Origin of the sequence: Bacteroides sp. 224, assembly GCF_010500995.1 — a bacterium.
Taxonomy (GTDB): Bacteria; Bacteroidota; Bacteroidia; order Bacteroidales; family Bacteroidaceae; genus Bacteroides.
In genome coordinates, this window is the sequence record NZ_QVMK01000002.1 from 1 (window position 1) to 12,876 (window position 12,876).

5 protein-coding genes, 3 tRNA genes and 3 rRNA genes are annotated in these 12,876 nt (G+C 41.5%); 6 read left to right on the top strand and 5 right to left on the bottom strand.

Annotation, left to right across the window (positions count from 1 at the left end; translation table 11 throughout):
• Positions 1–23: 23 nt before the first annotated feature.
• The 5 genes from rrf to D0T60_RS01285 all read right to left on the bottom strand — a co-directional run bounded on the left by rrf (position 24) and on the right by D0T60_RS01285 (position 5,408).
• A 5S ribosomal RNA gene (rrf, locus tag D0T60_RS01265) occupies positions 24–134 on the bottom strand.
• Between the two features lie 115 nt (positions 135–249).
• Positions 250–3,135 (bottom strand): 23S ribosomal RNA (locus D0T60_RS01270).
• Between the two features lie 234 nt (positions 3,136–3,369).
• Positions 3,370–3,443 (bottom strand) — tRNA-Ala (locus tag D0T60_RS01275).
• A gap of 83 nt (positions 3,444–3,526) precedes the next feature.
• Positions 3,527–3,600 (bottom strand) — tRNA-Ile (locus D0T60_RS01280).
• 281 nt (positions 3,601–3,881) lie between these two features.
• Positions 3,882–5,408: ribosomal RNA gene (locus D0T60_RS01285) — 16S ribosomal RNA — on the bottom strand.
• The 16S, 23S and 5S rRNA genes sit together here with 2 tRNA genes alongside, the layout of an rRNA operon.
• 1,106 nt (positions 5,409–6,514) lie before the next feature.
• Between D0T60_RS01285 and sppA the strand changes: the two genes are divergently transcribed.
• The 6 genes from sppA to D0T60_RS01315 all read left to right on the top strand — a co-directional run bounded on the left by sppA (position 6,515) and on the right by D0T60_RS01315 (position 12,869).
• Positions 6,515–8,287 (top strand): signal peptide peptidase SppA, encoded by a 1,773-nt coding sequence (gene sppA / locus D0T60_RS01290; RefSeq protein WP_163216345.1) that lies wholly within the window; start codon positions 6,515–6,517, stop codon positions 8,285–8,287.
• An 11-nt stretch (positions 8,288–8,298) separates the two neighbouring features.
• Complete coding sequence (gene lpxK, locus D0T60_RS01295; RefSeq protein ID WP_163216346.1) at positions 8,299–9,420, top strand: tetraacyldisaccharide 4'-kinase; 1,122 nt, start codon at positions 8,299–8,301, stop codon at positions 9,418–9,420.
• A complete protein-coding gene (locus tag D0T60_RS01300; RefSeq protein WP_163216347.1) occupies positions 9,359–10,168 on the top strand; it encodes a purine-nucleoside phosphorylase in 810 nt (269 codons plus the stop codon). Before lpxK ends, D0T60_RS01300 begins: the two co-directional genes overlap by 62 nt.
• 3 nt (positions 10,169–10,171) lie before the next feature.
• Positions 10,172–11,206 carry a thiamine-phosphate kinase gene (gene thiL, locus D0T60_RS01305; RefSeq protein WP_163216348.1) on the top strand — a complete coding sequence of 345 codons (1,035 nt, stop codon included), beginning with the start codon at positions 10,172–10,174 and terminating at the stop codon, positions 11,204–11,206.
• A 56-nt stretch (positions 11,207–11,262) separates the two neighbouring features.
• Positions 11,263–11,335, top strand: a tRNA-Phe gene (locus tag D0T60_RS01310).
• Between the two features lie 259 nt (positions 11,336–11,594).
• Positions 11,595–12,869: a tyrosine-type recombinase/integrase gene (locus D0T60_RS01315; RefSeq protein WP_163216349.1), complete on the top strand. Its 1,275-nt coding sequence runs from the start codon at positions 11,595–11,597 to the stop codon at positions 12,867–12,869.
• The last annotated feature ends 7 nt before the right edge of the window (positions 12,870–12,876 follow it).

Sequence of the window (12,876 nt, forward strand, 5' to 3'; positions counted from 1 at the left end):
TTTGATAAGAAGGCTCTTCATTAAAACGGCAACTACTTACTCTCCCACTGTTACGCAGTACCATCAGCGTGACGAGGCTTAACTTCTCTGTTCGGAAAGGGAAGAGGTGGAACCCTCGTGCTATAGTCACCTTAATATTTTATAATTGACAATGAACTATTGACAATTAAAACATGGTGATACAAAAGCAAAATAATAATAATTTAGCAACATGATAAGCTAAACGTATATAACAACCCAGTTGCGAGATAAAGAAAGTGAACGGGCAATTAGTAACGCTCGGCTAAGCATATCTCTATACGTACACCTGCGTCCTATCAACGTTGTAGTCTACAACGACCCTAAAGAAATCTAATCTTGTGGCCGGCTTCGTACTTAGATGCTTTCAGCACTTATCCGATCCCGACGTAGCTACTCGGCAATGCACCTGGCGGCACAACCGATAAACCAGAGGTCAGTCCAACACGGTCCTCTCGTACTAGTGTCAGAGCCACGCAAATTTCATACGCCCACGATAGATAGAGACCGAACTGTCTCACGACGTTCTGAACCCAGCTCGCGTGCCACTTTAATGGGCGAACAGCCCAACCCTTGGGACCTTCTCCAGCCCCAGGATGTGACGAGCCGACATCGAGGTGCCAAACCCCTCCGTCGATATGAGCTCTTGGGAGGGATCAGCCTGTTATCCCCGGAGTACCTTTTATCCTTTGAGCGATGTCCTTTCCATACAGAAACACCGGATCACTATGCTCTAGTTTCCTACCTGATCGACGTGTATGTCTCCCAGTCAAGCACCCTTATGCCATTACACTCTACCGACGGTTACCAATCGTCGTGAGGGTACCTTTAGAAGCCTCCGTTACACTTTTGGAGGCGACCACCCCAGTCAAACTACCCACCAAACAGTGTCCTCGCATCAGCGAGTTAGAACTCAGACAGGCAAAGGGTCGTATTTCAACAGCGACTCCACAAATACTAGCGTACCTGCTTCAAAGTCTCCGACCTATCCTACACATCACGTGCCCAAATTCAATGTTAAGCTATAGTAAAGGTTCACGGGGTCTTTTCGTCCCATCGCGGGTAATCGGCATCTTCACCGATACTACAATTTCACTGAGCTCACGGTTGAGACAGTGTCCAGATCATTACACCATTCGTGCAGGTCGGAACTTACCCGACAAGGAATTTCGCTACCTTAGGACCGTTATAGTTACGGCCGCCGTTTACTGGGGCTTCAATTCAATGCTTCTCTTGCGATGACATCTCCTCTTAACCTTCCAGCACCGGGCAGGTGTCAGGCTATATACTTCATCGTTAAATTTGGCATAGCCCTGTGTTTTTGTTAAACAGTTGCCTGGACCGATTCTCTGCGCCCTCCCATCACTGGGTAGGGACCCTTTATCCCGAAGTTACAGGGTCAATTTGCCTAGTTCCTTAACCGTGAATCACTCAAGCGCCTTAGTATATTCAACCCGACTACGTGTGTCCGTTTACGGTACGGGTACCTTAAAGATTAAGTTTAGCGGATTTTCTTGGAAGTATGATTACATGCACTATTGGATTGTTCAAAGAACGCTCCATACTATCAGGTTCGACTCTCAGTGCGGATTTGCCTACACCAATCAACATCTACACCCTTTAACGAACTATTCCGTCAGTTCGCGGCATTGTCACAACTCCGTCCCCACATCACTCCTTAAGGTAGTACTGGAATATTAACCAGTTCTGCCATCGGCTTCGCCATTAGGCTACACCTTAGGACCCGACTAACCCTGATCCGATTAGCGTTGATCAGGAAACCTTAGTCTTTCGGCGAGGGGGTTTCTCACCCCCTTTATCGTTACTTATACCTACATTTGCGTTTCCACACGCTCCAGAGTAGCTTACGCTACGCCTTCAACGCAGAGTGGAATGCTCCCCTACCGATGTTTACACATCCCATAGCTTCGGTAATATGCTTATGCCCGATTATTATCCACGCCAAACTCCTCGACTAGTGAGCTGTTACGCACTCTTTAAATGAATGGCTGCTTCCAAGCCAACATCCTAGCTGTCTTAGCAATCTGACTTCGTTAGTTCAACTCAGCATATATTTGGGGACCTTAGCTGATGGTCCGGATTCTTCTCCTCTCGGACATGGACCTTAGCACCCATGCCCTCACTCCTGTTCTTAACTAATGCGCATTCGGAGTTTATCAAGACTTGATAGGCGGTGAAGCCCTCGCATCTAATCAGTCGCTCTACCTCACATTAGTAATAAAACAAGGCTGCACCTAAATGCATTTCGGGGAGTACGAGCTATCTCCAAGTTTGATTAGCCTTTCACCCCCACCCTCAGGTCATCCGGAAGCTTTTCAACGCTTATCGGTTCGGTCCTCCAGTTAGTGTTACCTAACCTTCAACCTGCCCAAGGGTAGATCACTTGGTTTCGCGTCTACTCCTACTGACTATACGCCCTATTAAGACTCGCTTTCGCTTCGGATCCAACTTTCTAAAGTCTTAACCTTGCCAGTAAAAGTAACTCGTAGGTTCATTATGCAAAAGGCACGCCGTCACACCATTAAGATGCTCCGACCGCTTGTAGGCACATGGTTTCAGGAACTATTTCACTCCTCTATTCGAGGTGCTTTTCACCTTTCCCTCACGGTACTGGTTCACTATCGGTCTCTCGGGAGTATTTAGCCTTACCGGATGGTCCCGGCAGATTCACACAGGATTTCACGTGTCCCGCGCTACTCAGGATACTACTAGGGTTAATATAGCTTCGTATACAGGATTGTCACCTTCTACGATTGTTCTTTCCAAAACATTCTACTCACTATATGTCGTCCCACAACGTAGTCCTACAACCCCATAATTGCCGTAACAACTATGGTTTGGGCTAATCCGCGTTCGCTCGCCACTACTTACGGAATCATTATTATTTTCTTTTCCTACAGGTACTAAGATGTTTCAGTTCCCTGCGTTCGCCTCCTATAGAATAGGATAATATCTCTTCAAGATATTGGGTTGTCCCATTCGGAAATCTCCGGATCAAAGGTCATTTGCACCTTCCCGAAGCTTATCGCAGCTTATCACGTCCTTCATCGCCTCCGAGAGCCAAGGCATCCGCCATGTGCCCTTAATTACTTTCTTTATCGCCGCTTTAAAGTAGTAAGTAATAAGTAGTTAGTAGCAAGTCGAAACTTAAAACCAAAAACAATTAACTTAAAACTCAAAGGTTGATATATACTTTTAGCTTTTAACTAAAAAATTACTTTTTGCTTTTGTACAACATGTCAAAGATCGTTTCTTCTAATTTTTAATGTTGAATGAATAATGTTGAATGAATTGAACACTAAAAACTCAAAATTAAACATTAAATGAGAGTGGAGAATAACGGATTCGAACCGTTGACCCCCTGCGTGCAAGGCAGGTGCTCTAGCCAGCTGAGCTAATCCCCCGATAAGTAATGACTAATTTTTAATGGGAAATGTTCAATGAAGAAAATTCAAAATTAAACATTAAAAATTAAACATTAGAATCGTAGTCCCAGGCAGAGTTGAACTGCCGACCTCTACATTATCAGTGTAGCGCTCTAACCAACTGAGCTATAGGACTAGTTCAACCTCGCCTTACGGCTCGGCTTCTTGATTTCTCAATCTATTTTACAATCTATATTATATACACAACAAACAGCAGCACAAGGGAGTTGAGAGTTGAGAGTTGAGAGTGGAGAGTTAACTCACCTCAATACAACTAACAAACAACTTAACGCCTTATTAAACCATCCAGATCCTTTAGTAGAAGAAGATGAAAAGTAAAAGAGAAAAAGAAAAGCAAAAACTAAACTCTCAACTCTCAACTCTCAACTCTCAACTAAAAAAACGGTATCACTCCAGAAAGGAGGTGTTCCAGCCGCACCTTCCGGTACGGCTACCTTGTTACGACTTAGCCCCAGTCACCAGTTTTACCCTAGGACGACCCCAATTAGGTTACGTACTTCAGGTACCCCCGGCTCCCATGGCTTGACGGGCGGTGTGTACAAGGCCCGGGAACGTATTCACCGCGCCGTGGCTGATGCGCGATTACTAGCGAATCCAGCTTCACGAAGTCGGGTTGCAGACTTCGATCCGAACTGAGAGAGGTTTTCAAGATTAGCCAACTGTCACCAGTAAGCAACTCGCTGTACCCCCCATTGTAACACGTGTGTAGCCCCGGACGTAAGGGCCGTGCTGATTTGACGTCATCCCCACCTTCCTCACATCTTACGACGGCAGTCTCTTCAGAGTCCTCAGCATAACCTGTTAGTAACTAAAGATAAGGGTTGCGCTCGTTATGGCACTTAAGCCGACACCTCACGGCACGAGCTGACGACAACCATGCAGCACCTACATATCTGCTATTGCTAGAAAGGGTGTTTCCACCCCGGTCAGACATATTTCAAGCCCGGGTAAGGTTCCTCGCGTATCATCGAATTAAACCACATGTTCCTCCGCTTGTGCGGGCCCCCGTCAATTCCTTTGAGTTTCACCGTTGCCGGCGTACTCCCCAGGTGGAATACTTAATGCTTTCGCGTGGCCGCTTGCAGTATATCGCAAACAGCGAGTATTCATCGTTTACTGTGTGGACTACCAGGGTATCTAATCCTGTTTGATACCCACACTTTCGTGCCTCAGCGTCAGTTATAGTATAGTAAGCTGCCTACGCAATTGGAGTTCTTCGTGATATCTAAGCATTTCACCGCTACACCACGAATTCCGCTTACCTCCGCTACACTCAAGACTAACAGTATCAACTGCAATTTTACGGTTGAGCCGCAAACTTTCACAGCTGACTTATCAGTCCGCCTACGCACCCTTTAAACCCAATAAATCCGGATAACGCTTGGATCCTCCGTATTACCGCGGCTGCTGGCACGGAGTTAGCCGATCCTTATTCGTAAGGTACATACAAAACAGTATACATACTGCACTTTATTCCCTTATAAAAGAAGTTTACAACCCATAGGGCAGTCATCCTTCACGCTACTTGGCTGGTTCAGACTCTCGTCCATTGACCAATATTCCTCACTGCTGCCTCCCGTAGGAGTCTGGTCCGTGTCTCAGTACCAGTGTGGGGGACCTTCCTCTCAGAACCCCTATTCATCGAAGACTTGGTGAGCCGTTACCTCACCAACAATCTAATGAAACGCATCCCCATCGATCACCGAAATTCTTTAATGAAAGCATCATGCGATACTCGCATACCATCGGGTATTAATCTTCCTTTCAGAAGGCTATCCCCGAGTGAACGGTAGGTTGGATACGTGTTACTCACCCGTGCGCCGGTCGCCGACAATGTATTGCTACATCTCGATGCCCCTCGACTTGCATGTGTTAAGCCTGTAGCTAGCGTTCATCCTGAGCCAGGATCAAACTCTTCATTGTAAAAGTATTGTTTTTGAGTNTATTGCTACATCTCGATGCCCCTCGACTTGCATGTGTTAAGCCTGTAGCTAGCGTTCATCCTGAGCCAGGATCAAACTCTTCATTGTAAAAGTATTGTTGAAGTTACAAGATAAGAGTTACAAGTTACAAGAAAAAACTCGTAACTGGTAACTAGTCACTCGTAACTAGTCTTGCTCTGTTCAGGATACCGTAAATCTATAAGATCTACACCTATATTTATAGGTTGACGGTTTAAATTTTCCAATCAAATATTGATTGGCTTGTACTACTTGTTGTTATGTAAATATTTCAAAGAACTCGTTTGTTTGACTCCCCATCTCCTGGAAAGCGAGTGCAAAGGTAGAGAGTTTTGGTATACGAACCAAATAATTGGAGGAAAAAAGTGAAGAATATTATGAACTTTTTTATAACTCGCTGAAAGACAAGGTAGTGGAAATGAAACTTTTTTTGAAGACCGGAAAACGGGCGAAAAGAAGACACATTATAATATATATAAAGGCCGGAAAATAGACTAAGCGAATGTGAGATTCGGTTTCCAGATCGGGGAAAAGGAGAGAAAAAGGTGCCGGGAATTACAAAAAGTGATACCGGCAATTGAAGTAAATGCTACTGGAAGGTTGAGAAAGTGATGGTAGCAACAGGGGATGTTTTCTGTTTTGCCTTAAGGTACTGTGTTCTTTTTCTTGGTTTGATATTTAGTATTACTATTACTACTATATATATAGCCATTTTTTTGCTATACTGTTTGCTATACTTTTGATATGCTGTTTTTAAAAGAAGTGTAAGAAGAAGGAATGCGTACGGATTTGAATATAACGGCTTATCAAAAGTAAAGAAAGAGGTTTAATGAGATGGGAATTAACAGAATATTTTACCCAAGAAACAAAAGAAAAAGAAGAGAAATAACGAAACCAGTTTAGAAATTTTAAGAAATACAGAAAAGAAGAAAGGAAAAGGAGAAGAAAGGGAGTGAAAAAATAGAAGATTATGGCAATTCAAAAAAGCACACGACATATAGAATAATGTCAATTCAATTAATTAACTTTGCTATTCTTACTGAGAATAGCGTAATATAGTACAAGTATATGAAAGATTTTTTTAAATTCACTTTGGCAACGATTACAGGTATAGTTGTATCAAGCATCGTTTTGTTTTTTATCGGAATAATGATTTTGGTAGGCTTGATGTCTGTCTCCGAGTCTGAAACTGTTATTAATAAAAGCTCAGTAATGATGTTGGATTTAAGTGGCGAATTAAGAGAAAGGTCACAAGAAAATCCGTTCGAAGAGTTTTTTGGAGACGAAGATTATGTTAGTTACGGGTTGGATGACATTCTTTCCTCCATTCAAAAAGCCAAAGATCATAACGATATAAAGGGTATTTATATACAAGCCACCCATTTAAGCACCTCCTTTGCGGCTTTGCAAGAGATACGCGATGCCTTGGCAGATTTTAAAACTACCGGTAAGTTTATTGTTTCATACGGAGATGTTTACACACAAGGTTTATACTACCTATCAAGTGTATCGGATAAGGTGCTGCTAAATCCTAAAGGACGAGTAGAATGGAAAGGACTGGCCTCAACGCCTATTTTTTACAAGGATTTGCTCGAAAAGCTTGGCATTGAGATGCAAATATTTAAAGTCGGAACATATAAATCTGCCGTAGAGCCATATATTAATACCGAAATGAGCGAGGCCAATCGTGAACAAGTAAAAGAATATATCAGCTCAATATGGAGTCAACTTGTTGAGGATGTTTCGATTTCGCGTAACATCTCGGCCGATTCATTAAATATGATTGCAGACAAAATGGTGATGTTCTCTCAAGCTGAAGATATTCTTAACTATGGTTTAGTTGACTCTCTTATTTATAAAAACGATGTTCGTGATTATCTTAAATCATTAGCCAATATTGATAAGGATGGCAAGCTATCAGTATACAATCTGGCAGAAATGGTTAATGTGCGAAGAAACGTGCCCAAAGATAAAAGTGGAAATATTATTGCCGTTTATTATGCTGCCGGAGGCATAGACATGGGATCTTCTTCTTACTCTACCGAGGAAACCATTATTTCGAGTAAGGTAATTCGCGATTTAAAGAAATTGAAAGATCAGGAAAGCGTTAAGGCTGTTGTTTTACGTGTAAACTCCGGAGGAGGTAGCGCCTATGGCTCTGAGCAAATTTGGCATGCTGTTGAAGAACTGAAAGCAGAAAAACCTGTAATCGTGTCAATGGGTAATTATGCCGCTTCGGGGGGCTATTATATTTCATGTAGTGCAGATTGCATTGTAGCCGAACCCACTACATTAACAGGATCTATTGGAATATTTGGAATGATGCCTAACATCGGAGGACTAACCAAAAAGGTAGGACTTACATTCGACGTAGTTAAAACAAATAAGTTCTCTGATTTTGGCGCTTTAGGACGCGGATTAAATAATGATGAAAAAAGCCTCCTACAGATGATGGTGAACGATGGTTATGATCTCTTTTTAACACGTTGCGCCGACGGAAGAAATATGCCCAAAGAAGAAATTGCTAAAGTAGCAGAAGGACGTGTGTGGACAGGAAGCAAAGCCAAAGAACTGGGACTTGTAGACGAGCTTGGGGGGTTAGACAAGGCGCTTCAGATTGCGATAGAAAAGGCTGACGTAGAAGGATATACCGTTGTTAGCTATCCGGAAAAAGAAGACTTTTTCTCTTTATTTCTGAAAGAGAAAGGCGAAAGTTATATCGAGAGTAAGCTCTTGAAAAGTAAATTGGGAGATTACTATAACCAACTGAACTTCATCAAAAGTATAGAAAACGCCGACCTGATTCAAGCGCGACTTCCTTTTGATCTTAATATCAAATAGCTCTATTATCTATGGAGGAACATTTCGTAAAAATACACAAATGGTTCTATCCCCTATCCTTCTTATATGGCTTAGGGGTAGCCTTTCGGAATAAGCTCTTTGACCGGAAAATTCTCCAGTCGAAGAGTTTTAATATTCCGATTATATGCATAGGCAATCTTGCCGTAGGTGGTACAGGAAAGACTCCTCATACAGAATATCTCATTAAACTATTACAAAAGAACTATCAAACGGCCGTCCTCAGCCGAGGTTACAAACGCCGTACAAAAGGATATCTCTTATCAACTTTGGATAGTGATGCACAAAGCATAGGAGACGAACCTTATCAAATTAAACAAAAATTCCCGAACACGATGGTGGCTGTCGACGAAAACCGCTGCCATGGCATAGAAAATCTGATGGCTATAAACGAGCCGAAAGCCGATGTTATATTGCTGGACGACGCCTTTCAGCACCGTTATGTAGAAGCCGGGCTTAATATTCTGCTTACAGATTATCACCGTTTATTTTGTGACGATGCTCTACTGCCGGCCGGTCGTTTACGAGAACCGGCTAAGAATAAATCCAGGGCACAAATTGTAATTGTAACCAAATGCCCGGAAGACATGAAGCCCATAGACTTCAATATCATTGCAAAGCGATTGAAATTATATCCTTTTCAAAGGCTTTTCTTTTCGAGATTTGAATATGGCAAATTAATTCCGGCTTTTACTTCAGGGCAAGAGTTAGCCTTAAAAGACTTACAACACTACGAACAAATCTTACTTGTTACAGGCATAGCATCTCCAACTTCTTTGATAGATGAATTAAAGAAATACTCTCAACAAATTCAAGTAGAATCTTTCGGCGATCATCATAATTTCTCCAAGAAGGACATCAAGCATATTACCGAACGTTTTAACAACATTCCTTCCAAAAGAAAGATTATTATTACAACGGAGAAAGATGCCACCCGGTTAGTCAATCATCCGGATATCTCCAAAAGAATAAAAGATAATCTTTACATATTACCTATTCAAGTGAAGATTTTACAAAATCAAGAATATATATTAAATCAAAACATCATTGATTATGTTAGAAAAAATAAAAGAGACAGCAGCATACCTGAAAGGGAAAATGCATACAAGCCCTGAAACTGCTATTATACTTGGCACTGGATTGGGTAGTTTAGTAAACGAGATTACCGAAAAATATGAAGTCAAATACGAAGATATTCCCAACTTTCCGGTATCGACGGTAGAGGGTCATAGTGGCAAACTGATTTTCGGTAAATTAGGAGAAAAAGATATTATGGCAATGCAGGGCCGTTTTCATTATTATGAGGGATACTCCATGAAGGAAGTTACATTCCCGGTACGAGTAATGAAAGAGCTTGGCATTAAAACTCTTTTCGTATCGAACGCCAGTGGAGGAACCAATCCGGATTTCGAAATAGGCGACTTAATGATTATCACCGATCATATCAATCATTTCCCCGAGCACCCTCTGCGCGGTAAGAATTTGTACGGAGATCGCTTCCCCGATATGAGCGAAGCATACTCTAAACCGCTCATAGAGAAAGCTAAATTAATAGCCAAAGAAAAAGGAATCTCTGTAAAAGAAGGCGTATATGTAGGAACTCAAGGGCCAACTTTTGAAACCCCGGCAGAATATAAGCTCTTTAGAATTATGGGAGGTGACGCAGTAGGTATGTCTACCGTACCAGAGGTTATTGTTGCCAATCATTGTAAGATTAAAGTATTCGGCATGTCAATCATTACCGACCTTGGTGTAGAAGGCAAAATCGTAGAAGTTTCTCACGAAGAGGTACAAAAAGCAGCCAATGAAGTACAACCATTAATGACAGCCATTATGCGCGAACTTATAAATCGCGCCGATTAATATATGAGAACAGAAATAGCAACTTTAGGTGAGTTTGGCTTGATCCGCCGACTCACCGAAAACATTGAACTACAAAATAGTTCAAGCAAATATGGTGTAGGCGATGATGCCGCCGTATTATCCTATCCCGACAAGCAAGTGTTAGTCACTACCGACTTATTAATGGAAGGGATTCATTTTGACCTTACCTACGTACCTTTAAAGCATTTAGGGTATAAAGCTGCCATGGTCAACTTCTCAGATATCTATGCAATGAATGGCTTGCCCAGGCAGATTACCGTATCCATAGCTTTATCCAAACGTTTCTCTGTAGAAGATATAGAAGATTTCTATGCCGGTGTTCAACTGGCTTGCAAAATGCATCAAGTAGATATCGTTGGCGGCGACACAAGTTCATCTCTTACAGGATTAGCCATCAGCATTACTTGTATAGGAGAAGCAGACAAAGATAAAGTCATATATCGAAATGGCGCCAAAGACACAGATTTAATCTGCGTCAGCGGAGACTTAGGTGCTGCTTATATGGGGCTTCAACTATTAGAACGTGAGAAAGCCGTTTTCAAAGGAGAGAAAGAAGTACAACCCGATTTTGCCGGAAAAGAATATCTCCTTGAACGTCAGTTAAAACCCGAAGCCCGCAAAGATATCATAGAGAAACTGGCCAAAGCAAACATCCGGCCTACTTCTATGATGGATATATCTGACGGTCTTTCTTCTGAGTTAATGCACATCTGCACGCAAAGCAATGTAGGATGCCGCGTTTATGAGGAACATATCCCTATTGATTACCAAACAGCAGTAATGGCCGAAGAGTTTAACATGAATCTTACCACTTGCGCCCTTAATGGCGGAGAAGATTATGAATTGCTTTTCACTGTTCCCATTGCCGATCATGAGAAAATAACCGAGATGGAGGGAGTTAAGCTTATTGGACATATCACAAAAAAAGATTTAGGTTGTTTCCTCATAACCCGTGATAATCAGGAGTTTAAGTTGAAAGCGCAAGGGTGGAATCCATTACAGGAGAAAAAAAAATAAGATTTTCTTTGGAGATATAAAAGAAATACCTATCTTTGCAATCGCAAAACGGTTAAGGTGCCATAGCTCAGTTGGTAGAGCAAAGGACTGAAAATCCTTGTGTCCCCGGTTCGATTCCTGGTGGCACCACCCAGAAGGGAAGTTAAGAAATTAGCTTCCCTTTTTTCGTTAAACAAAAAATCATAAAATAAGAGCGTAAATCATTGATTCACAATACATTTGAGATTTATCAGAGTTTTCAAAACTGATTAAACTGAAAAATCGAAAAATAAGGAACGACCTACCGAGTGTGCGGAAAGTGTACATTGAAAAAATAAAAATGCACACTAAAAACGAAACATTTGACCTTCCAGATTTCTATTCTTAGAATATTAAAGAAGTTCAAATTATGGTTAAGTTGAAATTTGTCATTCGGGACAACGCTCTCGTTTTAAGAATCAGTGAAAACAAAGAACGATTTTACAAATCAGTTAAGCACTTACTAAAAGGAAATCCGAACATCCAGCGTCATTGGAGTAATGACAAAGAACGGTTTTCAAGTTACGCTGTATCTTATGCAGAAAACAATCAAATTCTTGAAGACTTCAAGAACACTTACTCTTCCCTTATCAAAGAATACCCGGAGCTTTCTGCCAAACAAGTAGCTCAGTATTACTCATCATCTAAACCGGTTGTTGTTTTACAATCTCAAGAACAAACTCCAAGCACCGAAAACAGTGACATGAATCTGGTTGAAAAATACCTGGAGGTTGTCATTGAGCGTGAAAAGGTAAAGCCGGGGTGTAATTTTGAGCCGTATTACAAATTACTGAAGAAATGCAGGAAGTTGTTTCGAGGCTTTTCCTCTCTAACCTTCCAGGAAATCAATTTCGACAAATGCGTTAGTATTGCCCGTACTTTCGCCAAACACGATGGCTATAAAGGAACATCCAAATCATTCCGGAACTTATTAGGAAAGGCTGGGAAAGATCAGGGGGTAAATTTCAGTATTTCCCAAATCGGAGACTTTATGTTTGCCAACTATGATCCTAAAATCAATGAAGTCGATTTTAACCGGCCGGATGTACTTAATCCAGATCAGCTGAAAGAGTTTTTGAATGCAGATGTCTCCAGCATGACTCCCAGTTATAAAGACCGCAAACAGGTTGAATTGTACTACGACTTTTGTGTGTTTATGTTCCATACCTTTTTTGCGCCTTGTGACGTGATAAAACTGAAATACAAGGATATTACCAAACAGGGTAAAATTCATGTAAAGAGGAAGAAAACTCATAAGCCGGTAGAAATACCACTTAACCCGGTTCTGGAAAACATCATCAATAAATATCGGGGACAAACAAAAAATGGCTATGTCTTTCCCATCATGGATGACGAAAAAGAAAAAGAATACACCACTAAAGATTATATATTCAAGAAATTCAGGGAACGTATCAATACTTGGTTGAAATGCGTTGGCAATGAACTGGGGGTGGATTACAATCTATATGCCTATGTTTTTCGCCACACAGCCATTACTGTTGCATTGGATAGTGGTGTTCCTATATCTTATGTGGCTATGGCTGCCGGAACCAGCACAACGATGATCCAGAAGCATTATTATAATGGAGATAACCAAATGAATACAGATCGGTTGAAACAAGCATTTATGGGTGCAGCAAATTAATTTAAAA